The sequence below is a fragment of the Marinobacter xestospongiae genome (assembly GCF_023156385.1).
GTDB lineage: Bacteria > Pseudomonadota > Gammaproteobacteria > Pseudomonadales > Oleiphilaceae > Marinobacter > Marinobacter xestospongiae.
Map to the genome: position 1 here is coordinate 1 of NZ_JAKZAK010000002.1, position 25,004 is coordinate 25,004.

The 25,004-nt window shown below is 60.3% G+C and carries 27 protein-coding genes; 16 read left to right on the forward strand and 11 right to left on the reverse strand.

Translation table 11 applies throughout. The annotated features are described in order from the left end of the window. The first annotated feature begins 359 nt into the window (after positions 1-359). From MLD24_RS01775 to MLD24_RS01805, 7 genes are all read left to right on the forward strand, one after another. Positions 360-896 (forward strand): hypothetical protein, encoded by a 537-nt coding sequence (locus MLD24_RS01775; RefSeq protein WP_248163366.1) that lies wholly within the window; start codon positions 360-362, stop codon positions 894-896. 239 nt (positions 897-1,135) lie between these two features. Further along, complete coding sequence (locus MLD24_RS01780; protein ID WP_248163367.1) at positions 1,136-2,197, forward strand: PA0069 family radical SAM protein; 1,062 nt, start codon at positions 1,136-1,138, stop codon at positions 2,195-2,197. Between the two features lie 282 nt (positions 2,198-2,479). Beyond that, a complete protein-coding gene (locus MLD24_RS01785; RefSeq protein WP_248163368.1) occupies positions 2,480-2,884 on the forward strand; it encodes a VOC family protein in 405 nt (134 codons plus the stop codon). Positions 2,885-2,989: 105 nt separating this feature from the next. Then, a complete protein-coding gene (locus tag MLD24_RS01790) occupies positions 2,990-3,616 on the forward strand; it encodes a LysE family translocator (RefSeq protein ID WP_248163369.1) in 627 nt (208 codons plus the stop codon). A gap of 120 nt (positions 3,617-3,736) precedes the next feature. Beyond that, the gene (locus MLD24_RS01795; protein ID WP_248163370.1) at positions 3,737-4,273 is read left to right on the forward strand and encodes a ClbS/DfsB family four-helix bundle protein; all 537 of its coding nucleotides are present in this window, start codon (positions 3,737-3,739) and stop codon (positions 4,271-4,273) included. A gap of 204 nt (positions 4,274-4,477) precedes the next feature. Next, on the forward strand, positions 4,478-4,996 hold the full coding sequence (locus MLD24_RS01800) for a P-loop NTPase family protein (protein ID WP_248163371.1): 519 nt from the start codon (positions 4,478-4,480) through the stop codon (positions 4,994-4,996). Positions 4,997-5,006: 10 nt separating this feature from the next. Further along, the gene (locus MLD24_RS01805; RefSeq protein ID WP_248163372.1) at positions 5,007-5,507 is read left to right on the forward strand and encodes a putative molybdenum carrier protein; all 501 of its coding nucleotides are present in this window, start codon (positions 5,007-5,009) and stop codon (positions 5,505-5,507) included. On the opposite strand, the gene MLD24_RS01810 is transcribed toward MLD24_RS01805, so the two are convergent. Both MLD24_RS01810 and MLD24_RS01815 read right to left on the reverse strand, forming a co-directional pair. Next, the gene (locus MLD24_RS01810; protein ID WP_248163373.1) at positions 5,443-6,462 is read right to left on the reverse strand and encodes a zinc-dependent alcohol dehydrogenase family protein; all 1,020 of its coding nucleotides are present in this window, start codon (positions 6,460-6,462) and stop codon (positions 5,443-5,445) included. The two genes, MLD24_RS01805 and MLD24_RS01810, sit on opposite strands and share 65 nt — an antisense overlap. A gap of 113 nt (positions 6,463-6,575) precedes the next feature. Beyond that, complete coding sequence (locus MLD24_RS01815; RefSeq protein ID WP_227175276.1) at positions 6,576-7,559, reverse strand: NADPH:quinone oxidoreductase family protein; 984 nt, start codon at positions 7,557-7,559, stop codon at positions 6,576-6,578. 390 nt (positions 7,560-7,949) lie between these two features. Here MLD24_RS01815 and MLD24_RS01820 point away from each other — a divergent pair, with 390 nt between their 5' ends. From MLD24_RS01820 to MLD24_RS01835, 4 genes are all read left to right on the forward strand, one after another. Beyond that, positions 7,950-9,248: an NCS2 family permease gene (locus MLD24_RS01820; RefSeq protein ID WP_227175275.1), complete on the forward strand. Its 1,299-nt coding sequence runs from the start codon at positions 7,950-7,952 to the stop codon at positions 9,246-9,248. Positions 9,249-9,274: 26 nt separating this feature from the next. Then, positions 9,275-9,817, forward strand: coding sequence for an adenine phosphoribosyltransferase (locus MLD24_RS01825; protein ID WP_248163374.1), 543 nt, complete (start codon positions 9,275-9,277; stop codon positions 9,815-9,817). A 58-nt stretch (positions 9,818-9,875) separates the two neighbouring features. Next, positions 9,876-10,556, forward strand: a complete 681-nt coding sequence (locus MLD24_RS01830) for a fumarylacetoacetate hydrolase family protein (RefSeq protein WP_248163375.1) — start codon at positions 9,876-9,878, stop codon at positions 10,554-10,556. Positions 10,557-10,642: 86 nt separating this feature from the next. Then, positions 10,643-11,953 (forward strand): ABC1 kinase family protein, encoded by a 1,311-nt coding sequence (locus MLD24_RS01835; protein ID WP_248163376.1) that lies wholly within the window; start codon positions 10,643-10,645, stop codon positions 11,951-11,953. Positions 11,954-11,984: 31 nt separating this feature from the next. On the opposite strand, the gene MLD24_RS01840 is transcribed toward MLD24_RS01835, so the two are convergent. Both MLD24_RS01840 and MLD24_RS01845 read right to left on the reverse strand, forming a co-directional pair. After that, complete coding sequence (locus MLD24_RS01840) at positions 11,985-12,665, reverse strand: SIR2 family NAD-dependent protein deacylase (RefSeq protein WP_248163377.1); 681 nt, start codon at positions 12,663-12,665, stop codon at positions 11,985-11,987. After that, the gene (locus tag MLD24_RS01845) at positions 12,662-14,056 is read right to left on the reverse strand and encodes an FAD-binding oxidoreductase (RefSeq protein WP_248163378.1); all 1,395 of its coding nucleotides are present in this window, start codon (positions 14,054-14,056) and stop codon (positions 12,662-12,664) included. Before MLD24_RS01845 ends, MLD24_RS01840 begins: the two co-directional genes overlap by 4 nt. Positions 14,057-14,277: 221 nt before the next feature. On the opposite strand from MLD24_RS01845, the gene serA reads away from it, so the two are divergent. Next, positions 14,278-15,507, forward strand: coding sequence for a phosphoglycerate dehydrogenase (gene serA, locus MLD24_RS01850; RefSeq protein WP_248163379.1), 1,230 nt, complete (start codon positions 14,278-14,280; stop codon positions 15,505-15,507). A 211-nt stretch (positions 15,508-15,718) separates the two neighbouring features. Then, entirely contained in the window at positions 15,719-16,003 is a 285-nt protein-coding gene (locus MLD24_RS01855; protein ID WP_227175268.1) for a hypothetical protein, read from the forward strand. Between the two features lie 59 nt (positions 16,004-16,062). Here the strand turns inward: MLD24_RS01855 and MLD24_RS01860 are convergent, their stop codons facing one another. Both MLD24_RS01860 and MLD24_RS01865 read right to left on the reverse strand, forming a co-directional pair. Next, a complete protein-coding gene (locus tag MLD24_RS01860) occupies positions 16,063-16,719 on the reverse strand; it encodes a YiaD family glycine zipper/OmpA-like lipoprotein (RefSeq protein ID WP_227175267.1) in 657 nt (218 codons plus the stop codon). Between the two features lie 57 nt (positions 16,720-16,776). Continuing rightward, positions 16,777-17,796 carry an alpha/beta hydrolase gene (locus MLD24_RS01865; protein WP_227175266.1) on the reverse strand — a complete coding sequence of 340 codons (1,020 nt, stop codon included), beginning with the start codon at positions 17,794-17,796 and terminating at the stop codon, positions 16,777-16,779. A 241-nt stretch (positions 17,797-18,037) separates the two neighbouring features. Here MLD24_RS01865 and MLD24_RS01870 point away from each other — a divergent pair, with 241 nt between their 5' ends. After that, positions 18,038-18,931, forward strand: a complete 894-nt coding sequence (locus MLD24_RS01870) for an alpha/beta hydrolase (RefSeq protein WP_248163380.1) — start codon at positions 18,038-18,040, stop codon at positions 18,929-18,931. Continuing rightward, positions 18,928-19,689 (forward strand): SDR family oxidoreductase, encoded by a 762-nt coding sequence (locus tag MLD24_RS01875; RefSeq protein ID WP_248163381.1) that lies wholly within the window; start codon positions 18,928-18,930, stop codon positions 19,687-19,689. Before MLD24_RS01870 ends, MLD24_RS01875 begins: the two co-directional genes overlap by 4 nt. On the opposite strand, the gene MLD24_RS01880 is transcribed toward MLD24_RS01875, so the two are convergent. Genes MLD24_RS01880 through MLD24_RS01895 form a run of 4 tightly spaced genes read right to left on the reverse strand, consistent with a single transcriptional unit; the run spans position 19,672 to position 22,889 of the window. After that, entirely contained in the window at positions 19,672-19,974 is a 303-nt protein-coding gene (locus MLD24_RS01880) for a GIY-YIG nuclease family protein (RefSeq protein WP_227175263.1), read from the reverse strand. The two genes, MLD24_RS01875 and MLD24_RS01880, sit on opposite strands and share 18 nt — an antisense overlap. A 4-nt stretch (positions 19,975-19,978) precedes the next feature. Continuing rightward, positions 19,979-20,884: a DMT family transporter gene (locus tag MLD24_RS01885; RefSeq protein ID WP_227175262.1), complete on the reverse strand. Its 906-nt coding sequence runs from the start codon at positions 20,882-20,884 to the stop codon at positions 19,979-19,981. 33 nt (positions 20,885-20,917) lie between these two features. Beyond that, complete coding sequence (locus MLD24_RS01890) at positions 20,918-22,198, reverse strand: TRAP transporter large permease (RefSeq protein WP_227176065.1); 1,281 nt, start codon at positions 22,196-22,198, stop codon at positions 20,918-20,920. A 43-nt stretch (positions 22,199-22,241) separates the two neighbouring features. Next, positions 22,242-22,889, reverse strand: a complete 648-nt coding sequence (locus MLD24_RS01895) for a TRAP transporter small permease (protein ID WP_227175261.1) — start codon at positions 22,887-22,889, stop codon at positions 22,242-22,244. A gap of 145 nt (positions 22,890-23,034) precedes the next feature. Here MLD24_RS01895 and MLD24_RS01900 point away from each other — a divergent pair, with 145 nt between their 5' ends. Continuing rightward, a complete protein-coding gene (locus tag MLD24_RS01900) occupies positions 23,035-24,150 on the forward strand; it encodes a TRAP transporter substrate-binding protein (RefSeq protein ID WP_248163382.1) in 1,116 nt (371 codons plus the stop codon). A 52-nt stretch (positions 24,151-24,202) separates the two neighbouring features. Here MLD24_RS01900 and MLD24_RS01905 read toward each other — a convergent pair whose 3' ends face one another. Next, complete coding sequence (locus MLD24_RS01905) at positions 24,203-25,003, reverse strand: mechanosensitive ion channel family protein (RefSeq protein ID WP_248163383.1); 801 nt, start codon at positions 25,001-25,003, stop codon at positions 24,203-24,205. Between the last annotated feature and the right edge of the window lies 1 nt (position 25,004).

Below are 25,004 nucleotides of genomic sequence, written 5' to 3' on the forward strand. Positions count from 1 at the left end.
GCAAGTTGCAGGAAGTTGAGCGCAATAAACTGGCCGCCTAAATGCGGTCATTTGGACAACTGGGTTGAAAATCGCCGGCAACGGCTGCGCCCAGGCTTGATCGACCAGTCGCCTGACTGGTCATTGACCGATCGCTCGTTGAGCAGCAAAAAGGGGTCAGATTGATTAATTTAAAATCGATTTGACCCCTTTTGTTTTCTTTTGTTGCCTTTGCTGGAAAGTCGAATAAGGACGATATGTACGGGATGAGGTCTAAAATTGGAGTCCCAATTTGCCACGTACCTATTCTGACCCAGGTAGCTTTGCTATATTGGTTCGCGGCCATGATGGCCTGTCATAAAACTGCAATGGATATGCTTATGAATAGGAAGGTTTGTACCTTCGCAATCCCCTTTTTATTGGTTGGCTGTGTTGAGTCTTTTTACCCTCCGGATCCCGGTGAGGCTGGCAAGGAAGGTTTGATTGGCGTCGACTCGGACCAGGATGGTGTGCGTGACGATGTCGAACGGGCTGTCGTTGACGCCAATCGCGACCGCCCTGAGTTAATTCCACCCCTGTTCCATTACGCTTCACTCAAGCAAGCGGCCTTCCAATCCCTATCAGATGGGGTGCCTCCGCCCGACGACTACCTCGACGAATTCCTTCGACTGACCGGCTGCATTGAAAAACTAGCCCCCGACTTGGCACAAACACGGATGAATGCCATGTCCAATCAGGTCACCAATACCGAGGAACGCTGGGTGGCTCAGTTGCGGATCGACAAAGAAGCAGTGAGCGGCAAGATGCTGCGATTCCCTGAACCCTCGGACGCCGAATGCGACGGACTGGAGATTCCGCCGCTCGCACCCGGAGAGACCGCCGAAGACGTCCTGCGAGATCTGGAATCACTGCGCTGACCAATATCACACACGAACTCCGAACATCACAGAGATCCCACCTTACCGGTTTAACCCTCACCCGGACGCGGTGTTCATGGAGTATAAGATCTCTTAGCTGCCGGCGCAGCAACCACCGACCATTGCTCAACACCCGGGCCCTCTCTCGTTCAGCCGCCGGCTGGAGAACCCTTGCACAGTCGCCTGGCAAGGCGTAGCATTCGACTACCTGTATATAAAAACAGTATCGAGAGCTCGCCATGAAAACCCGAGGTACCGGCCTGAACCCCAACAACCGGTTCCAGCCTATCGCGACCGACCGCCAGGTCGATGATGGCTGGCACCGAGATCCCAGTGATGAGGTCTGCCCGGATTCCGTGGCCACCGAAGTCACCGACGAACAGGTCCGCACCATCATCAGCCGGAACCAGTCACCGGACGTGCCGTTTGACCAGTCCATCAACCCGTACCGGGGCTGTGAACACGCCTGCATCTACTGCTTTGCCCGCCCTTCCCATGCCTACTGGGATCTATCGCCGGGCCTGGACTTCGAGACCCGGCTGATTGCCAAGCCCAATGCCGCCCGGCAACTGCGTCAGGAGCTGGACAAACCCGGCTACCAGCCCTCCCCCATCGCCCTGGGAGTCAACACCGATGCCTACCAGCCACTGGAGAAAGAACGACGGATCACCCGGGAAATCCTGGAGGTGCTTACCGAGTACCGGCACCCGGTCTCCATCATCACCAAGGGCGCACTGATTCTGCGTGACCTCGACCTGCTGTCGGAACTCGCAGCCCAGGGGCTGTGCTCGGTGCGGGTGAGTCTGACCACTCTGGACAACGATCTGAAACGCCGCATGGAGCCACGCACTGCGGCACCCGCCACTCGCCTGAAGGTGCTGCGGGAGCTCTCCAATGCAGGCATTCCCACCGGTATCATCATCGGGCCGGTGATTCCGTTTATCAACGACCAGGAGATCGAATCGATACTGGAGGCGGCGGCCGGAGCTGGCGCGCAACAGGCCACCTGGATTCTGCTGCGGCTACCGCTGGAGTTGGATGAGCTGTTCCAGGACTGGCTACAGCGCCACTTTCCCCAGCGGGCAGACCATGTGATGAATCGCATGCGGGATTTGCGGGGCGGGCAGAGTTACAGCGCCCGATTCGGCGAACGAATGTCCGGCACCGGACCCTACGCTGATCTCATCCGGCAGCGATTCAACAGAAAGGCCCGGGCGGTCGGCCTCAACCAGGTCGACCACGAGCCCTTGAGGACCGACCTGTATCGCCGGCCCGGTGGCGAACAGATTGCACTATTCTGAACCGGCGGCCGCGGCAGGATGACGTGCTCCATTCCCGGCTGGCGAAAAACCCGAACCGAGTTGATTGAGCGGCGTCCCGACCCTGACATTGCCTGCCTCAATCAGTTGACGATCAATAACCGCACAAGCATATTGACCATTCCGCGCCCGCCGCAGGCTGAGCCGTAGGTCTTGGCTTTTAAAGCGTTTCAGGGGAGCCTCGGATTCACTCCGGATCGCCTCAGTGCCAGTCCCCAGGAAGTGGGTACCATAGCATCATGCCAGCCCAAAGGAGTAACAGGCATGTTCAGCCATATCACCGTTGGAACCGGTAACTTAAGGGAAGCAACCGAATTCTATAACGCCGTACTGTGTCACCTCGGCTTTCAGCAACGAATCGTCGAGCCAGATGGCGGGCCTTTAGCGGCGTGCTGGGTCAATGGAGAGGCACCGCTGCCACGGTTCTACGTTTACGAACCCTTCAATGGCGAAAGTGCCTCAGCAGGTAACGGTGCAATGGTTGCGTTCTCTGCGCCCAGCGTCGAGGCGGTCGACCAGGCGTTCAAGGCAGCCATCGAGCATGGCGGCGCGGATGAAGGCCAACCCGGCGAAAGGGAACATTACGGCAAGGGCTACTACGGCGCTTACCTGCGGGACCTTGATGGCAACAAGATCCATCTGGTCTACCGGGGGGATGTGTCAGCCTGAGGCGTTGCTGAACACCCCGTAGCGGCGCTTCCGTCAACGCCAGCGTATCCCAGACTTCGTGACATCGCCCTATCGGGCGGTGGAGCTTCAACCGGAGAACAACAAATGGAAGAGATCAATTATCTGCTTATCGTGTTAGCCGCTTTGGCCGCAATCGCCAGTCCCGGGCCCGCGACCCTGGCGATAGCGGGTACCTCGATGAATCAAGGACGCTACCTGGGCCTGTCAATGGCCGCCGGTGTCCTTACCGGGTCACTGGTGTGGTCAACATCGGCAGCGTTTGGGCTCGCAGCCATACTGCATGCCAACGTCTGGTTCTTCGAGATCCTGAGGTATTGCGGAGCGCTCTACCTTCTTTACCTGGCGCTGAAATCCCTGCACTCCGCCTTCAGCGCCCGACCATTGAGTCTGCCTGAGAACAGGGCCGCCAGTGCGCGGAGCAACTACTTCAAGGGGCTGTTGATCCACCTGACCAACCCCAAAGCCATTCTGTTCTTTGGGTCCCTTTACTCGATTGGTGTTCCCGCAACCGTATCACCCCCGGCATTGCTGTCGGTCATTCTGGTCGTCGGGGCGGTCAGCTCGCTGGTTTTTCTTGGCTATGCCGTGCTGTTCTCCAATGGCACCGCCAGACGGGTATACCTGAAATCCAAGGTGGTGTTTGAAAGCGTCTTTTCGATGTTCTTTGGTGCTGCGAGCTTCAAGTTGCTGACAAGCCGGATCGGAGAGTGAGGCGCTGCTTCTCCAACGACTTCAGGTCCAGAGTCCGGATCAGGCAGCCCGAAGACAGGTCCGGTGATAGGGTAACGTCACCGTTGGCTAGTCCCCCAAAGCGGTAAAAGGAGGATTCACATGAGCCGCCCCACAACCAAAGCCACCCTTGTAGAGGCTGCACAAACGAACTTCGAGAAACTCTGGCAGCTCATTGAAGCCATGCCCCAGGAGGCTCTGGATACCGAGTTCGATTTCTCAAACGATACCGGCAAGAAAGAGGCTCACTGGCGCCGGGATAAGAACCTCCGGGACGTGTTGGTTCACCTCTACGAATGGCACCAGTTGCTCCTGACCTGGGTGAGCTCGAACATGCAGGGGGAGAAGAGAAACTTTCTTCCAGAGCCGTACAACTGGAAGACCTACGGCGAGATGAACCAGGCATTCTGGCAGCAACACCAAGGCACATCGCTTGAAGAAGCCAAGGGCATGGTAACCGACAGCCATCAAGCAGTGCTGGAGCTGGTCCAGACGTTTTCAGACGACGAGCTGTTCACCAAACAGCACTTCGACTGGACAGGCTCAACCTCTCTCGGCAGCTACTGCGTCTCCACCCTTTCCAGTCACTACGATTGGGCGATGAAAAAACTGCGAGCACATGCCAGGAAGTTTGCGTAACCCCCACCAGAGTTGACTTCTGAACCCCCAATCCGCAATGATCAAGCAATGAACACACAGCACGCGCCTCAAGCATTCCGAATTATCACCATCATTCCCTAGGAATGGTGGGATTGGACGCGTCAGCCGTTTTTCAAACCCGCCCAGGAGGCGGGTTTTTCATGATCGGCGTCCTGGGCTCTATCAACAGCCACAGGAGTCGTCATGAAAAAGGTCGCAATCTTCGGCAACGCCGGCGGCGGTAAGTCATCTCTGGCCAGGCGGCTGGCCGAGGCCTCTCACCTTCCACTTCACTCCCTGGACAAGATTCAGTTCCGGCCTGATGGGGAGGAAATCCCACGGGAAGAGTATCTCAGCCTTCATTCGCGCTTGCTGGACCAGGATGCCTGGATCATCGACGGATTTGGCTGTGTTCCCTCTGCCTGGGAACGCTTTGCGGCGGCGGATACCCTGGTGTTCATTGATCTGCCGCTGCGCACCCATACCCTCTGGGTCACCAAACGGCTGCTGAAAGGCTTGTTCGTTACGCCCGAGGGTTGGCCGGAGGGCAGTTCTATCGTGAAGGGCACTCTGAACAGCTACCGGGTACTCTGGCTGTGCCACCGCAAGCTGACACCGCGATACCGGCAGCTTGTCGACGAGGCCCGCGGATCGAAGACGGTGCATCATCTGACCTCGCCTTCGGCCATCGAAACCTTTCTGCAGGCGCAAAAAACTGTGTAGAGGACACACCATGCTGACCAGGATTATCAGTGGTGCGCAGACCGGTGCTGATCGGGCGGCGCTGGATGCCGCCCTCGACGCCTCGTTTGCCATTGGCGGCAGCTGCCCCGTGGGCCGCAAAGCCGAGGATGGGCCAATTGATGCCATCTACCCGCTGACCGAGATCGGGGGAGGCTACCGCCAGCGAACCAAGCAAAACGTGGTGGATGCGGATGGCACCGTCATTTTCTACGACACCTACGTTCAGGGAGGCACGGAAGCGACGGTGTTGTTCTGCATTCGCCAGAACAAGCCCTACAAGCTTATTGATGTCGCACTGATGGCGCCCTCAAGAGCGGCGGAGCTGATCCGCGCCTTCGTGGAGGATTTTGAGGTTGGCATTCTCAATGTGGCCGGCCCCAGGGCCAGCAGTTGCCCGGGCATGTACGACTACGTTAAGCAGACGGTCAGCCTGACCTTGCCTCCGTCTCCGGCCCCGACAACGAAGGCACCAACACCGCCGAACCGGTAAAGCGCCCTGCCCTCAGGTCGTCGAGTGCCTGGTTGGCCTGGTCCAGATGATAGGTATGGACCGTGGTGGTCACCGGAATCTTCGCGGCCAGGGGCAGGAAAGCTTCGCCATCCCAGCGGGTCAGGTTGGCGACGGAAGTGAGCTGGCGTTCGCCCCAGAGAATGCGGTAGGGAAAGGCCGGAATCTCGGACATGTAAATACCGGCGCACACCACCCGGCCGCCTTTGCGCACGGCCTGTAATGCCGCCGGCACCAGCTCACCGGCGGGCGCAAAGATAATGGCACCATCCAGGGTCGTGGGGGGCGGCTGGGACGACGAGCCAGCCCAGGTGGCGCCCAGATCACGGGCGAAGGCCTGGGCGGCGGTATCGCCATCTCGGGTAAAGGCATAGACCTGCTGTTTGCGGTAGCGGGCCACCTGCAGCAGGATGTGGGCAGCAGAGCCAAACCCGTACAGCCCAAGGTGTTCGCTGTCCTGCACCTGGCGATAGGCGCGGTAGCCAATCAGCCCGGCACACAGCAGAGGCGCCGCCTGCAAGTCAGTGAAACCCTCGGGAATGGCAAAGCAGTAGCGCGCATCGGCCACCGCGTACTCCGCAAAGCCACCCTGAATCTGGTAGCCGGTGTAACGGGCGTCGTCGCACAGATTCTCCTGATCCCGCCGACAGAAAAAGCAGCGGCCACAGCTACTTCCCAGCCAGGGAATGCCAACCCGCTGCCCCACCGCGACGTCGGTAACGGCTGCCCCCACCCGGGTGACCCGGCCCACAATCTGGTGACCGGGAATCAATGGCAGGACAGGTTCGGTGAGATCGGCATCCACCACATGCAGATCGGTGCGGCAGATACCACAAGCCAGCACCCGAACCTGGATCTGGTGATCCTGCGGTACCGGCGCTGGCCACTGCTCCAGCCGAAGTGGCTGTTGCTGCTGGTGAAGCACCATGGCGTGCATAGCGACGCCTCCCGTTGGCAGAGATCAGCATCTCGCCTTGTCAGAGTTTCACCTGATCATTCTTTCACCAGTCGACTGCCGTGCCAAGCCCCTGTGTCGCCGGTGCGCCGGCCTCAGGCCCTGGTCACCCGCAACACGATCTTGCCCTTGGCGCGACGTTCGGTCAGTGCGTTCAGGGCCTGGGCGTAGTCTTCGAAGTCGTAGACTTCGCTGATCCGGGGATCGATCTTGCCTTCCTGGTACATCGCAAGCAGTTCCATCATGTTGCGGCCATTGGCCTCCGGTTCCCGCTGGGTGAAGCTGCCCCAGAACACACCGACCACCGAGCAGCCCTTGAGCAGGGTGAGGTTGGCAGGGATCTTGGGAATGTCCCCGGCGGCGAACCCGACAATCAGGTGACGGCCGTTCCAGGCCATGGTCCGCAGCGCCTGCTCGGTGAAGTCACCACCCACCGGATCGTAGATTACATCCACACCCTTGCCGCCGGTCAGCTTCTTGACGGCGTCTTTCAGCGGCTCTTCGCTGTAGTTGATCAGGTCATCGGCGCCGGCCTCTTTGGCCACCGCCAGCTTCTCGGCACTGCTGGCCGCGGCAATCACCCGGGCACCCATGGCCTTACCGAGTTCAACCGTCGCCAGCCCCACACCGCCGCTGGCGCCCAGCACCAGCAGGGTCTCGCCAGGCTGAAGGTTGGCGCGCTGTTTGAGGGCGTAGTAGGAAGTGCCATAGACCATGGTGAACGCCGCAGCCTTCTCATCACTCATGGTGTCCGGTGCCGGCAACAGATTGTGCTCGGACACCACGATTTCCTCGGCAAAGGCGCCAAAGCCGGTGAGCCCCACCACCCGGTCACCGGGTTTGAAGCGGGTAACCTTGTCACCAATCTCAATGACCTCACCGGCCATTTCGCCGCCCGGCGAGAACGGCAGGTTGGGCTTGAACTGGTACTTGCCCTCGATGATCAGGGTATCGGGAAAGTTGAGCCCGGCCGCACTGACCCGCACCCGCACCCCATGGCCCCGCGCCTGGGGGCTCTCGACGTCTTCGATCACCAGGTTTTCCGCTGGCCCATAGGCCTTGCACAAGATTGCCCGCATGGTCTGATTCCTCGGTTATTGTTGGCTGTTGTTACGGTTATGCGCCTCAGCATAAGGCGCCCCCCGAGTGAATCCAATGAAATCCACTGATGGCGCACCATTAGCCATAATTATAGTGATGTCCCGGGACGCATTACTTTGTTCCGGGTCAATTGCGGCTTTCCCGCAGAAATCTGCCATCACGGCCCATCGACACCGGTGATTTTACGATCGGATTGATCAAGCCAGGGCGCAGGCCCTTGGCCTGAGGGCGCTCAGTCGGTAACATTGCCCTTTTTTCACCCAACCGGAGGGGAACGCACCCTATCTCCCCGTCACCGGTCTGATATTCCGTTAGCCAATACCCAAACTCCAAACCCCCACTGGCCCTTAGCAAGGCAGACATTCCCAATGCTTGAACGACTCTTTCAACTCAAGGCCCACGGCACCACTGTTCGTAAAGAAGTGATCGCCGGCATCACCACCTTCCTGACCATGGCGTACATCATCGTGGTCAACCCCAGCATCCTGCAGGGCACCGGCATGGACTTCGGGGCAGTGTTCGTTGCCACCTGCCTGGCCGCCGTTATCGGCACCCTGATCATGGGCCTCTGGGCCAACTACCCCATCGCCCTGGCTCCGGGCATGGGTCTGAACGCTTTCTTCTCCTTCACCGTGGTCGGCAGCATGGGCTACAGCTGGCAGATCGCGCTCGGAGCGGTGTTCCTGTCCGGCCTGATCTTCTTCCTGCTCAGCATCTTCCGGGTGCGGGAATGGATCATTAACTCGATTCCGATGTCGCTGCGATTCGGCATCTCGGCCGGTATTGGCTTTTTCCTGGCGCTGATCGCCCTTAAGAACGCCGGTATCGTGATTGACCACCCGGCCACCCTGGTGGGCATTGGCGATCTGAAGGCGGCCGAGTCCCTGCTGTTCTTCGGTGGGTTTCTGCTGATCTGTGCCCTCTCCTATCGCCAGGTCACCGGCTCCGTGATGATTGGCATCATCGCCGTCACGGCGGTGGCCATGATGCTGGGACTGGTCGAGTACAAGGGCTTTATTTCTGCGCCGCCGAGCCTGGCTCCCACCTTCATGCAACTGGACATTGCCGGTGCCCTTGATGTGGCGATGATCAGCGTGATCTTCGCGTTCCTGTTCGTCGATCTGTTCGACACGTCCGGCACCCTGATTGGCGCCGCCCAGCGCGGTGGCCTGCTGGATGAGAACGGCAAACTGCCACGACTTGGCCGTGCCCTGATGAGTGATTCGGTGGCCACCATGTCCGGCGCAACCTTGGGCACCTCCACCACCACCAGCTACATCGAGTCCACCGCCGGTATCGCCGCTGGTGGCCGCACCGGGCTGACCGCTGTGGTTGTCGCCGCGCTGTTCCTGGCCTGTCTGCTGCTGTCACCGATTGCCAGCATCATTCCGGCCTACGCCACCGCGCCGGCACTGCTGTACGTCGCCGTGCTGATGACCAGCGGCCTCAAGCTGATCGACTGGGAAGACGTCACCGAAGCAGCTCCGGCCGTGGTCACCGCACTGATGATGCCGCTGACCTTCTCCATCGCCAACGGCATCGCCCTGGGCTTCATCACCTACGCCGCCCTCAAGGCTCTCAGCGGCCGCTGGTCGCAGCTGAGCGCCAGCGTTGCCATCATCGCCGTTGTGTTCGTCCTTAAATTCATCTTCCTGGATGCGGCCTGATTGGCCGCAGACTGATCGGAATACCCATGGACTATTTCTCAGAAAGCATCAAACAGGCCATCCGGACCGTTCCTGACTGGCCCAAGCCCGGTGTCTCGTTCCGCGACATCACCACCGTGCTGCAGGACCGCACTGCGTTTCGCAAGCTCATCGACGCCTTTGTTCACCGTTACCACGGCCAGAATATCGACGCCGTGGCTGCGGTGGATGCCCGTGGCTTTATCATCGGCTCGGCACTGGCCTACGAGCTGAACGCCAGCCTGGTGCTGGTGCGGAAGAAGGGCAAGCTGCCGTTCGACACCCTGGTGGAAGACTACGAACTGGAATACGGCACCGCCTCGGTGGAGCTGCACAAGGATGCCTTCCACGAGGGCGACCGGGTGATCCTGGTGGACGATCTGATCGCCACCGGCGGCACCATGCTGGCGGCTTCCCGGCTGATTCGCCGGATCGGGGCCGAGATCGTCGAGGTCGCCGCGATGATTGACCTGCCCGACCTGGGGGGCTCGCAAAAGCTGCGTGAAGAAGAACTGGCGGTTTATACTGTCTGTTCTTTCGAGGGGGACTAAACCGTCCCCCGGCTCACTCTGCATGCCCCGGGGCGCAGCACCAACAAGGAGATCGATCATGCCTGAATACCAACACCACTGGAAAGACGGCACGCCGATCCACTTCCCCCTGGGCAAGATCGTCTGCGTGGGCCGCAATTACGCCGCCCACGCCGAAGAGCTGAACAACCCCATTCCGGAAACCCCGCTGCTGTTCATCAAACCGGCCAGCTCGGCCATGTACATCACCCGGCCGCTGGCACCCCCAAAGGACCAGGGCTCGGTGCACTTCGAGACCGAACTGGCAGTACTGATTGGCCAGCCGCTCTCCGCCGCGACCGAAACCCAGGCCCGGGACGCCATTCTCGGCTACGGCCTGGCTCTCGATCTCACCCTGAGAGATGTCCAGTCTGAGCTCAAGACCAAGGGGCACCCCTGGGAACGCGCCAAGGCCTTTGACGGCGCCTGCCCACTCTCCCCGTTTATCAGCGCCCAGGGCCTGAGCCCGGAAACGCTGCACTTCACCCTCGACATCAACGGCGAACGCCGCCAGACCGGCGATACCGGTGACATGCTCAACCCGGTGGTGCCACTGATCCAACACATCAGCCAGATCTTCAGCCTGCAGCCGGGGGACGTGATCCTGACCGGAACGCCTGCGGGTGTCGGCGCCCTCGAAAGCGGCCACACACTCTCCCTGTCACTGCTGCCTGATCCGGAGCGGGACCCGGCCCTGTTCGTCGAAACCACCGTGGTGTAAGGTCAGCGGGGCACCACTTTTGCTGGTGGCCTGGCTCTCAGCAGACTCTGAGCAAACCGTTTTCGGACAGTGGACGTACCCAAAGCATGGCCAAGAAACCAATCACATCCCGCGGTGGACGCTTCTTCAAACTCGCCGGCATGACCGCCTCAGTGGCCGGTCAGTATGCCGGCCAGCGGGCGCGACGGCTGATCGGCCGGGAGCAGGACGAACAGGCCCGCAGCGAAAGCTACGGCAAGATGGCCGACCAGATTGCCGGCACCCTGGGAGAACTCAAGGGCGCGGTGATGAAGGTGGGACAGATCGCGTCCCAGACCCAGGATTTCCTGCCCAAGGAATTCTCAGACGCGCTGCAACGGCTGCAGAAAGAAGCGCCACCCATGCCTTTCGAGGTGATCACCGCCCAGGTCGAGCAGGAACTGGGCAAACCCGTTCATGAACTGTTCGAGTACCTGCAGGAGGAGCCCTACGCCGCCGCCTCCATTGGCCAGGTTCATCGCGCCCGCCTGCATGACGGCACCGACGTGATCGTCAAGGTGCAGTATCCTGGGGTGGACGACTCCTGCGATTCCGACCTCAAGCAGCTGCGCATGGCGTTGCGCCTGGGTGGGCTGCTGAAAATGCCGAAGGAAAGCGTTGACCAGCTGTTCGCCGAGATTCGCGAACGCCTGAAGGAAGAGCTGGATTACGACAACGAAGCCCGCAACATTCATCTGTTCCGGGATTTCCACAAGGACGATTCCGGCGTACTGATTCCTGCGGTGATCGACAGCCACTCCACCCGCAGGGTGCTGACCCTGGAGCTGGTGGAAGGCGACCACATCAGCCAGGTGTCTCCGGAACGCTACAGCCAGGACACGATCAACCAGATCGGTCACCGGATTTTCGTCACCATGGCGGACCAGCTGTTCCGCTACCAGTGCATCCACGGCGACCCGCATGCCGGCAACTTTGCCTATCGCCCGGATGGCACCATCATCCTCTACGACTTTGGGTGCGTGAAGAAGCTCAAGCCGGAGATCGTCACGGCCTACCGCAACGCCCTGGTGGCGGCACTGGAGGAGGATTACCAGGCGCTGGATCGCCACCTGATTGATCTGGGGGCGCGGGTGGAGAACAAGCCGGCCATCGATGAAGCCTACTACGCCATGTGGCGGGACATCCTGATCCGCCCGTTCGACGGCCATCAGCCCTACGACTTCGCCGATTCCGAAATCCACAAGGACGTCGCCGCCAAGACCAGCACCGTGTTCCAGTACCTGGACTACTTCAAGCCGCCGGTGGAAAGCATTTTCATTGACCGAATGATCGCCGGCCACTATTGGATGCTGAAGCGACTAGGGGTGCAGGCGGCGTTCCGCTCGGAACTGGAGAAGTATCTGGCAGCCGCCGGTTAACTGCCAAGGCACACCGGTCGCTGCCTGGTTGCTACAGCATAAGGCTGGTCAACCACTCCGCCACGCCCTCGCTGGCGCCCTTGCGAATCACCCGGGCACGGGACACGCTCGCCGGCTCGCCCGGGTCGATCACCGTGATCGGCACATGAGCGTCAATCTCATGCACCAGTCCGGCGGCGGGGTAGACCTGCAATGACGTCCCTACGATCAGCAGCTGGTCCGCGGTACGCACCACGTCCGCAGCGACCTCGATCATCGGAACCTCTTCACCAAACCAGACGATGTGGGGCCGGAGCTGGGCGCCACGATCACAGGTGTCGCCCAGGGCAATCGGGTCACAGCCGATGTCGTAAACCTGGTCCGGATAGCGGCTGCTGCGCACCTTGGTGAGTTCACCGTGGAGGTGGATCACCTGGCTTGAACCGGCGCGTTCGTGCAGGTTGTCCACATTCTGGGTCACGATGGAGACCCGATACTGCGCCTCCAGCTCCGCCAGCAGTTGATGGGCCCGGTTCGGCTCCACACTGGCCAGCTGGCGGCGACGCTCGTTGTAGAACCGCAACACCAGCTCCGGATTGCGCTCGAAAGCCTCCGGTGTGGCCACGTCGTACACACTGTGCTGCTCCCACAGACCGCCGTTGTCACGGAACGTGGAAAGCCCGCTTTCGGCGCTGATACCAGCGCCGGTCAGTACGACAATGTGCGGTTTCACAGATCGAACACCTTGCCGGGGTTCATCACCCCCTTGGGATCAAACACCTGCTTGATGGCTCGCAGGTAGTCAATTTCGGTCTCACTGCGGGTGTACTGCAGGTAGGGCTTCTTGGTCATGCCCACGCCATGCTCGGCAGAGACACTGCCCTGGTAACGCTCGACAATCTCGAACACCCATTTGTTGACCTGCTGGCATTTCTCGAAGAAATCCTCCTTCGGCAGATCTTCCGGCTTGAGGATGTTCAGGTGGAGATTGCCATCACCAATATGGCCGAACCAGATGATCTCAAAGTCGGGGTAATGCTCGGTCACCACCTGGTCGATCTCGGTGAGGAACTCCGGCACTTTGGACACCACTACGGAGATGTCGTTCTTGTAGGGCGTGCGGGGCGCAATGGACTCGGAGATGCCTTCGCGCAGCATCCACAGGTTCTTGGCCTGGGTTTCGCTCTGGCTGATCACCCCATCCAGCACCCAGCCATTCTCGACACACTGTTCAAACAGTCCCATGGCATCGTCCATCACCTGGTCAGACACCGCCTCAAACTCCAGCAGCGCGTAGTAAGGCGCCTCGGTTTCGAACGGTGCCTGCACCTGGCCGTGCGCCAGTACATGCTGCATGGCCTGATGGGAGAAGAACTCATACGCCGTCAGGTCGATGCGGTTCTGGAAGGTCTGCAGCACATCCATGGTGTTGGTGAGGTCATTGAGCCCCAGCACCAGCACGGTCAGGTTGTCGGGCTTGCGGGTCAGCTTCATGGTGGCTTCGGTGATGAAGCCCAGAGTGCCCTCGGCGCCGATAAACAGGTGGCGCAGGTCGTAACCGGTGTTGTTCTTCTCCAGATCCTTATTGAGCTCAAGGACATCGCCTTTGCCCGTCACCACCGTGAGACCAGCCACCCAGTCGCGGCTCATGCCATAACGAATCACCTTGATACCGCCGGCGTTGGTGGACAAATTACCACCCAGCTGGCTGGACCCGGCCGAGGCGAAATCCACCGGGTAATAGAGGCCGTTGTCCTCGGCAAACGTCTGCAACTGCTCGGTGATCACCCCGGCCTGACAACGCACGGTACGGTCACTGGCGTTGAAATCGACAATCTGGTTCATGTAGTCGAACGCCACCACCACTTCACCATTGGCCGCGACAGCTCCGGCACTCAGACCGGTACGTCCGCCCGAGGGTACCAGCGCCACGTCGGCCTCATTGGCAAATTTCACCAGTGCCTGCACCTGTTCGGTGGTCTTGGGAAACACGATGGCCAGGGGCTTGGGCGGATAGATCTTGGTCCAGTCCTTGCCGTAGTTGTCCAGGTCGGCGGGATCGGTCAGGACTTTGCCTTCATCCACCAGGGTCTTGAGCGTGGCGATGATCTGTTCGGGAGTCATGGAAGTTCCGGTCTCAATCAGGATGGCACGTTAACGGTTAGGCGCATAAGCATTATCGGAAAGTGGAATTGATCCGAGCGAATTGATGCGCTGTGAAAATCTGCGTTTATGGTATCATACCGCCCCTGTTCTGTGAGCCTGCCCCCTTGCAGTAGACGACGCCAGGCTGCACAGATGACACTTCTGTCTTACCACGCGACGAAAGGTCTGGAAGCAAGCCCATGTCTAATACGTCTCTCGAAAAGAGCAAAATCCGTATCCTGCTGCTGGAAGGCGTGCATCAATCCGCTATTGATACACTGAACGCCGCAGGCTACACCAACATCGAGTACCTGACTCATTCTCTGGCCGAGGACGATCTGATCGAGAAGATCGCCGACGCCCATTTTGTTGGCATCCGTTCCCGGACCCAACTGACCGAGCGTGTATTCGACGCTGCCAAGAAGCTGGTGGCCGTGGGCTGTTTCTGCATCGGTACCAACCAGGTGGACCTGAAAGCAGCCACCCGCCGCGGTATCGCCGTGTTCAACGCGCCGTTCTCCAACACCCGCAGTGTCGCGGAACTGGTGCTGGCACAGGCTATCCTGCTGCTGCGCGGTGTACCCGAGAAGAATGCCAAGGCCCATCGTGGTGAGTGGATCAAATCCGCCAAGAACAGCTACGAGATTCGCGGCAAGAAACTGGGCATCATCGGCTACGGCAACATCGGTACCCAGTTCAGCGTCCTGGCCGAGTCCCTGGGCATGGAAGTGTACTTCTACGATGTGGTCTCCAAGCTGTCGATCGGTAACGCCACCCAGGTCAGCACCCTGCAGGAACTGCTGAACATCGCTGACGTGGTCAGCCTGCACGTTCCGGAAACACCGGCCACCAAGTACATGTTTGGTGCCGAGCAGTTCGCCCAGATGAAGCCGGGCAGCATTCTGATGAACGCCTCCCGCGGTACCGTTGTCGACATCGACGCGCTGTCTGAAGCCGTCAGCAGCGGCAAGTTGCTGGGCGCCGCGATTGACGTGTTCCCGGTGGAGCCGAAGTCCAACGACGAAGAGTTCGTCTCGCCGCTGCGTGAGTTTGACAACGTGATCCTGACCCCGCATGTGGGCGGCTCCACCATGGAAGCGCAGGAGAACATTGGTCGCGAAGTGGCCGAGAAGCTGTCCATGTACAGCGACAACGGCACCTCCGTGTCGTCCGTCAACTTCCCGGAAGTTGCCCTGCCGTCACACCCCAACCAGCACCGCCTGCTGCACATCCACGAGAACGTGCCGGGCGTGATGTCCGAGATCAACCAGGTGTTCTCAGAGAACGGCATCAACGTATGCGGTCAGTACCTGCAGACCAAGGAAGAGATCGGCTACGTGGTCATCGATGTGGACAAGGAGTACGGCGAACTGGCGCTGGAGAAGCTCAAGTCCGTCAAGGGCACCATCCGCTGCCGGGTGCTGTTCTGAGTCTGGAGGTCGATCGTCGCCGGTAACCGGCACCCTCCGAAAACCGCGGCCTGCGCCGCGGTTTTTTTGTGCCTGTCAGAACGGGCCGGATTAACGACCCGTAAGCCGCTATTCATGCCGGCCACCTTGTAAAATGCCGTCGCGCAGCCATGGTCTAAAGGGTCAGGGCACAAAAGCCCTGCATCACCCACACAAGATCAAGGAGCATCCCATGTCTCTGAAGGATTCTTTGTTGCAGAAACTGGAAACCCAGTCCGAGAAGTGGAGCAAGCAGATCGACAACCTGCGCAGCGAGGCCGATGCCCGCATTGCCGAAGCGCGGGACGAAGCGGCGGAAGCCGAGGTTGAACGGGAGTTCGCGGAGAAGATCAAGGATCTGGAGGGTCGGGTCGAGACAGCACGTCAGGAACTGTCCAACCTTCGGGATGCCGGCGAAGACAAACTGCAGGATCTGAAGGCCCGTATTGACGACTGGCTGCCCAGCAACGCCAACTGAGCACCGGCCAGCTGTCCCGGAACCGCCCGTCGGGGCGGCTCCGGATGCCATGCAGGGTATTACTGCTGCATCGGCACCAGGGTCAGCTCCACCCGCCGGTTCTGTTCACGACCGGCCGCCGTGGAATTGGTGGCGATGGGGTAACGGGGACCATAGCCCACAGCCCGGGTACGACCGGACTGAATGCCCTGCGCCAGCAGGAAGTCTCGAACTGACCCCGCCCGACGCTCACTCAGCAACTGGTTGAAGTTCTGTGAGCCGGTGCTGTCGGTGTGCCCTTCGATGTTGATGATGGTCTGGTCAAACTCCTTCAGTACCAGTGCCACCGACTCCAACACCCCATGGAACGACGACTTGATGGTGGACTGGCTGACATCAAAAGTGATGTTGCCCGGCATCACCAGCTCAATCTGGTCGCCATTGCGCACCACCCGTACACCGGTGCCTTCCAGCTTGTGGCGAAGCTGGGCTTCCTGGCGGTCCATGTAATAGCCAATACCGCCACCGATGGCCCCACCAGAGGCCGCACCGATCAGCGCACCCTTGCCTCGATCACTCTTGCTGGATGTTGCAGCACCTACCGCTGCGCCGCCAATAGCGCCAATTACCGCACCGGTGGTGGCATTCGAGACTTTCTCTTCGCCGGTGTATGGATCGTAGGTCATACACCCGCTCAGCGTTGCTGCCGCTGTAACGGCCAGGATTGTCTTTTTCACTGCAACTACACCTCTGCTGTTATGTGAATCCAGCCGTTTGCTGGAAGTCTTCTACCCTCAACAGGCTTCCGGGTATCGATCTGTCTGGTCGCTGGTAAACGTTTCCACAATGGTGTTGAACACTGTGGCCTGCAGATCCTTCGCCTCGTTCACCAGATGGTGCCGGCCATCGGGAATCCGGACTTCCTCGACGTCGGCGAACTTGTTGCGGATGATCCGCAGGTTGTGCTGCCAGTCCACCGTCAGGTCTTTTTCACCCTGCACCACGGTGATCGGGTAATCCACCGGTGGGCACGACTCGATATGCGGCACCCACTGCCTTAACGCCGACACCCAGTCCACATGCACGGCCCGGGCCTGTAACGGGTCGTGCTCCTTGAGGAACCGCAGGAACCGGCCGTCACTGCTGTTCTCGGAGAACAGCCGACGCCAGCGCTTGATAAACGGCCGCATCACACTGTGAAGGACCTTGGCCCCCAGCCACCCGGTGGGACGCACCAGCGGTGCCAGTAACACCACCCGGCGAAAAGCCGAGGAGTCGGTGTCGTGACGGTTCGACAGCAGGTAGTCGATCAGAATCGCGCCACCGGTGCTCTGGCCAACCGCAAACCAGGGACCACGCAACTGCGAACGGACCCGTGCCATGACGTCACACAACACCGCCTGGTACTCCATAAAGCTGCCAATGGCCGCCGGTGTGCCACTGGACAGACCATGTCCCGGCTGGTCGTAGGCCAGCACGTCGAATCCGGCCCCCAGGCAACGATCAATCAGCTGACTGTAGAGCCCCACATGATCGAAGTAGCCGTGGAGGATAAAGACCGTGCCCCGGCACGACTCCGCATCGGGCTGACGGTAGTAATGCAACACCACCTTATGACCACCGGCCTGCAGGAGCCCCTGCTGGTACCGGACTGCGGGATGTTCCACCCACAGATCCAGACCGTAATAACGGCAGTAGGCCGTGGCTTCCGCACCGAGTTCGCCGGGCTGATCCGGATCAAACGGCACCAGCTTGGCCAACAGCGACTGCCGGTCCCAATCGGGAATTTCTATGTTATCGGTTTTCCAGTACACGAGGGATTAAACGCCCGTCATCAATCGGTGACTTGTTGGCCATGGCGGAAGTGACTGCAGATGCCTGGACTGCCGCTGGCGCCTGAATTTAGCCAAAGAGTAGCATAACCGGCCCCCAATCCGGTTACCCTTGGGAGTGCCGGATTGGCAACGTCAGCCAAGCCATTGGCGGCACCCGGCAAGCCGCCTAACCTTATGGATCTTTGAGCCATTCCACATCGCCTCTTTGAGGAGACACGCCATGCTTCAGTCCGCGCTGGCCACTGGCCTTCGCCAAACCCTGCAACGGGTGGTCAAACCGATGCTCAACCCGTCACTGGGCGTCCCGCTGCAACGGACCCTGATCCGCCAGGCCTACCGCAGCTCGTTGCCTCCTCTGGGCAGCCGTTTCCAGAGCACCACGCTCGGTGGCGTCGACACGCTCAAGGTAAGCTGTCAAAGCGACGACCGCTATGGCCTGCTGTATCTGCACGGCGGCGCGTACATCGTCGGCTCTCCTGCCACCCACCGAGGACTGACCGGTCACCTGGCCAAAGCCACCGGGGCCACGGTTTATGCCATCGACTATCGGCTGGCACCCAAACACCCTTACCCGGCCGCCCTGGACGATGCCGTCTCGGCTTACAGGGCCTTGCTGGACCAGGGCATTCCTGCAGATCGGCTGTCCGTGGCCGGTGACTCCGCCGGCGGTGGTCTGTCACTGGCACTGGCGATGCGACTGCGTGACGAAAAGCTGCCCCTGCCCGCGTCACTGACCCTGCTGTCACCGTGGACCGATCTGACCCACACCAGCCTGTACACCCCAGTGGTCGAACCGCTGCTACAGCAGCGCTGGATCGACAATGCCGCCCGGCTCTACTGCCACGGTGAACCCCGCAACCACCCTTACATCTCGCCGCTGTTCGGCGACCTGTCTGGGTTGCCACCGATGCTGGTACAGGTGGGCAGTGAGGAAATCCTGCTCAACGATTCCGAGCGTCTGGCGCGTAAGGTTCGCGAGCAGGGTGGCGAAGTGGCGCTGGAGGTCTACAACGGGCTCTGGCACGTGTTTCAGGTTCACGCCGGCCAGCTTAGCCGGGCCACCGACGCCATCCAGGCGGCAGGTCAACACATTCGGAGGCACCAGGCACTATGAACACCATCTTGATTACCGGCGCCGCGTCCGGCATCGGCGCCGCTACCGCCCGGCTGTTTGCCCGGGAGGGCTGGCGCCTGGGCCTGATGGACGTCAACGGCGAGGCACTGACCAACCTGAACCAGTCCCTGGGGGGCAAACACTGGACCCGGGCCGTGGATGTCACAGACCAGGCGTCCGTCACCGACGCCCTGGCCGCCTTTGATGGCTTTGCCGACGGCCGTCTCGACATCCTCTTCAACTGCGCCGGCATCCTGCGGGTCGGGCCTTTTGAAGACATCCCCATGGCGGAGCACGCCCGTATCCTTGACATCAACGTCAGCGGACTGATGCGGGTATGCCTGGCCGCGTTCCCACTGCTGCAACAGACCGACCGCGCCCGGGTCATCAACATGAGTTCAGCCTCAGCGCTGTATGGCACCCCGCATTTCGCCAGTTACTCGGCGTCCAAGTTCGCCGTGCGAGGGCTGACCGAAGCCCTCAATATCGAGTGGAAGCGCCACGATATCCTGGTACAGGACATCATGACACCCTTCGTCAAGACGCCGATGGTGGATAACCAGAGCTTTCGCGCCCCGGTGATCGAGCGCCTGGGAGTGTCACTGACTGCGGAAGATCTGGCGGAGGAGGTGTGGAAGGCGTACCGGGGCCATGAGGTTCATCACCTGGTAAGCCGGCAGTTCAAATCCCTCTCACTGGCCAGCAAGTGGCTGCCGGACCGGATCACCCGCGGCATGATGTCAGTGCTCAGCCGCTGAAACGGCCGGCTCGGCCAATTCCAGCTCCCCGGTCACCAGGGCCTGTTTACGGGCCCTGGGCCAGCGCTTCACCTGCCACTCCAGCCGCGATGCTTCGGCACGGGTACCCACCGGGGTACTGAAAACCAGGGTCAACGGCCCCTTCCCACGCAGACTCCTCGCCCCTTTGGGGGCACCGGCCTGATGCTCGGCAAACCGTCGGGGGACATCGGTGGTAATGCCGGTATAGAGCGCACCGGACGCGGTTCTCACCAGATACAGATGCCAGAGAGTTTGAGACGACACGGGATCACACCGCCTCGGCTTCGGCGACCTTGTCACGGACCTTGCGCTGCTGCACCCACAATCCGGCCATGATCAGGCCCAGCCCTACGTAGGTGGAGCCAAGGATGACTTCGCCGAGAATCAGGTAGATAAAGACCAGCGACAGGAACGGTGAGATAAAGATCAGGTTGCTGATGCGGGAAGTGTTCTCCGCTCGCTTCATGGCATAGGACCAGAGCACAAAGGCCAGTCCCATTTCGAAAATGCCCACGTACAGGGCACTGTAGAAGGCGGTACCAGGATCGAACGCAAAGCCATCGGTGAGTCCACAGGCCAGGACGATGAACGGCAACCCACAGACGAAGTTGAGGAACAGCCCCACCACCGGGTCGCGCTCATCGCGGGTTGCGAGAATCCAGTAGGATGCCCACACCAGGGTGCTGGCGAGCGCAAAAGCGACCCCAGCGGGATTCGAGAAGGTCAGTGACAGTACCTCGCCCCGGGTGGCGATCACCACCACCCCGCTGTAGCAGATCAGGCCGGCAATGATGTCGGCGCGACGCAGCCGCTGCCCCAGGAACGGTACCGACAGATACGCCAGCACCAGTGCCCAGGTGTAGTTCAGGGGTTGCGCTTCCTGCGCCGGCAGCCGGTCAAAGGCGCCGAACAGCAGGAAGTAGTACAGGCAGGGATTGATCAGCCCCATCAGCAGGGATTGCAGGTACTGCCCCCGCCGCAGCGAGAACACCTGGCGCCAGCGGCCCTGGACCACCAGCACCAGGCCAATCACCACCACAGACGCCACACAGGCCACCAGTAGCATCTGCACCGGACTCAGCTCTCGTAGAGACAGCTTGAAGGCCGTGGCGACGGTGGACCAAAGCAGGACGGCGCCAAGCCCGAACAGCATGGCGTGGGTCTGGTTTTTCATGGCGGCTAATCAACTCGATCATGGCCCGGCTCGCTACTCCATCAAACCAGGCAGGAACAACGCGATCTGCGGGAACAGGATCAGCAACACCGTCGACAGCAGGAGCAGCACGATAAACGGTGGTGTACCCGCGATCACATCCAGGTAGGGCCTTCGGAAAATGGCCACGGCGGTGAATATATCGCATCCGAACGGCGGTGTCGCCGAGCCGATTGCCGCCTGCAGGGTGACCAGGGTACCCACCAGAACCGGATCAATGCCCGCCGCGGCGACCGCCGGGGCAAAAATGGGCGTCAGGATCAGGATCACCACAATCGGGTCCACAAACATGCAGCCGATGAAGTAGGACACCGCAATGAGTCCCAGGATCATGTAAGGGCTGTCCGCCGCGTTCTCGATGACCCCGCCGAGCATCAGCTCGGGCAGTTTGGCGAAGGAGATCACCCAGGAGAAGGCAGTACCTGCGGCCACCAGGATAAACACCACCGCGGTGATCAGACCGGTGGACAGTGCGATGCTGGGCAGGTCCTTGAAGCTGACCTGACGGAAGATTGCCATTTCCAGCACCAGGGCGTAAGCCACCGACATGGAGGCGGCCTCGGTCGGGCTGAACAGCCCGGAGTAGATTCCACCGATGATGATCACCGGGAACCCCATCGGCAGGATCGCCCGCTTCAGCGCGGTGATCCGCTCCGGCCATGGGGCCTTCTCCATCAGCGGAATCTTCAGTTTGACCGACTTGAAGTAGCAGTAGATCGAGAACAGCGCGAGGATCAGCAGACCGGGACCAATACCGGCGATGAACAGGTCACCCACCGAGGTGCCGGAAACCACCCCGTAGATGATCATGCCGATCGACGGCGGGATCAACAGGGCGATGTCGCTGGCGTTGATGATCAGCGCCATGGTGAACTTGTCCGAATACCCCGCTTCTATCATTTTCGGTCGCAGGGGCTGGCCCATGGCCACCACCGTTGCCTGGGTCGAGCCGGACACGGCGCCAAACAGTGTGCAGGACACTGCCGTGGTCATGGGCAAGCCACCGCGAAGATGGCCGACAAACTTGGACACAAGGTCCAGCAGCCGGTCCGCTGTGTGGCCCTTGATCATGATGTCGGCCGCCAGTATGAACATGGGCACCGCCACCAGCACGCTCTGGGAAATCCCGCCGATCATCTGCTGGATGATCACCGGCCCCTCCATGAACGGGAACTGGGTAAACAACAGCACCATCGCCCCAACCAGCAGCGGTACCATCATCGGAAAGCCCATCAGCAGCAGCACCACCATCACCACGGCAACCACCACCGCCATTGAGGCGAGATCCAGGCCGCCCAGGCCCAGCATGTCGATCAGGTTATCCATTGTTCTTCTCCGTCTCCGACGTTCCCGCAAAGTCGTCCTTCAGCCCGATCTCCGACGTCATCTCGTCGAGCTCGTCCTCGTATTCATCCGGGTTGTGCCAGGACAGCCAGGCCCCCGGACTGATGAGGTTGCGCACGCCGGCAAGCAGGAACTGGGCCGACCCAACCGCCAGACCAATGGGTGCAATCAGGTACACCGTCCACAGCGGCATCCCCAGCGATGGCATGCGACGGCCGGACGCCTGCAGCTTCATGACGTATTCCCAGGCGTACACCGCCAATAGGGCCAACAGCGCGCAGGAGACGAAACTGACGATCGTCAGCAGGATTTTCTGCCCCAAGGGAGGTAGCAGGTCATGGAGGGCGGATACCCGGATGTGACGGGCATTGCGGACGCCGTAGCCGACACCGACAAAGGTCACCACCACCACGAGGAGCTGGGCAACTTCGTCTGCAAACGACAGACTGGCGCCCAGGTTGCGGGCAAAGACGTTCAGGACACTGACGCCGGCCATCAGCAGGATGCCGACAATCAGAATGGATTTCTCGATGAAGTTGAGGCCTGTATCAAGCCAACGAAGGGGAATTTTTAAGATGTTTCCGATACCCGCAGCTTGTTTTTCCTCGCTCGGTTCGGCCATAAACTGGACTCCGTTTCCAATGTGCGTCCATACAGTATAGGGTGATATAGGTGGCAAACATCAAGAAATGTGTCTATCTAATAGGCTGTTAGGAACAGTTTGCACACGTTAGTTCTAGAGGACGACACAGCAAAGGAGATAACAAATGACGAAACTCACACGCTGGCTCGGAAGCCTGATCTTTGCATTCTCGCTGGTTCTGGTCGGCTGCTCCGACAGCGGCGAGACCGAGCAGGAGGCCGCTTCCACCTCCAGCTCAAGCTCATCGAGCTCATCCAGCCAATCCGCAGAACCGGCAGAGAAGGCTGAACCGGTGACCTGGCGCTTCGCGCTGGAAGAAATCGAAGGCAGTGTCCAGGATGCCTACGCTCAGGAATTCAAGCGCCAGATCGAGGACATGTCCGATGGACAGATCGAGATCGAGATCTACCCCTACGGTGCCCTCGGCACATCCTCACAGCTGACCGAGCTGGTTCAGGACGGTTCTATCCAGTTGGCTTTCGCGTCCCCGGGTCACCTGGCATCCGTCATCCCGGAAGTGGGGGTTTTCACCCTGCACTTCGTGCTGTCTGACGACAACGACGTGAACAAGGAAGTGCTGTCCAGCAGCAAGGTCCACAACCTGTTCGATTCCCCTTACGCCGAACAGAACATGCAGCTTCTGGGTATTGTTCCAGAAGGCTGGATGGTCTGGACCGGTAACAAGCCGCTGCGTACTCCGGCGGATTTCTCCGAGTTCAAGATGCGCACCATGACCTCCCCGATTCTGACCGAGTCCTACAAGGCCTACGGCGCCAACCCGTCGCCAATGCCTTACTCCGAGGTATACAGCGGCCTGCAGCTGAAGCAGATCGACGGTCAGGTAAACCCGATCTTCGCCATCGAGGAAATGAGCTTCTACGAAGTTCAGGAAGCGATGACCCTGGCCAATCACGCCCAGTTCATCACCACCCTGGTGTCGAACAAGGAGTGGTATGAGTCTCTGCCCGACGACCAGCGCAAGTGGCTGGACGACACCCGTGCCGAACTGGTCGACTACATCTACCAGAAGCAGGCCGAGTTCAACGGCGAGCGCCTGGAAAAGATCACCCAGAACAGCGATATCGAAGTGGTTGAGCTGACTGACGAGCAACGGGCGGTGTTCCGCGATGCCAGCATGGGCGTTCGTGACATCTACCTCGAAGCCGCTGGTGAGCGTGGTCAGGAAATTCTCGACACCATCACCTCCATGGTGGAAGAGGCCGACTCCGGCGAGATGTAATACCCGGCAGCCCTGATTGCCAGCCCGGCCGGGTTGGCAATCACCCCTGCCATCAGGCGGCGACGGGAGGCACCTCCACAAACGTCGCCCCTGCTTCCCCCAAGGCTTCACTGCCGCGGGCGGTCAGGTCCGAGATCAGCGCAAACTGGTCTGCCGGCGCCAGCGGATAGGCCTTCACCCGATAGCAGAAGCCGTAAGGCCGTTGCGCCACCACCACGTTGATCGGTTGCCAGATCCGCACCAACGGGCTGGTAAACGCCACATCCCGCAACAGCGCCTGCATTGCCGCCACATCGTGCCCCGGCCGCAGATGGAACTCGGCCACCGTCATCAGGTTGTCCGAACCCTTGTTGGCGTTGGCAATCAGGGCGTTCCAGAGCACGCCATGGGGAATCACCACCACGGTATCGTCGGCGGTCACAATCTCCGCAGCGCGTGTTCCAATCCGCCGGACCTCACCGTAATGGCCACCCACCTCAATCCAGTCGCCCGGACGGTAGGGCATCTCATACAGCGTGACGATGCCGGCAATCAGGCTGTTGGCGTAGTCCTTGAAGGCAAACCCCAGGGCCAACGCCAGCGCGGCAAACACCGCGAACATGTTCTCGAACGAGGGCTCGATCAGCACCGGCACCACCAGCAGCACGGTGGCAACGATGATCAGCAACCGCAACAGCGGCACCGATGCCAGCAGGTAGAGTCGGGGCTTGCCCCCCAACTGGCCTGCCAGCCGCGGCAAAAAGGCCTGGATGGCCATGATCAGGGCCACCGCGACCGCCACCAGCAGCAACGCCTCGAACACCGACTGGGAACTTAGCGACGACAGCGCGTCCTTGAGACCAAAATCATTCATC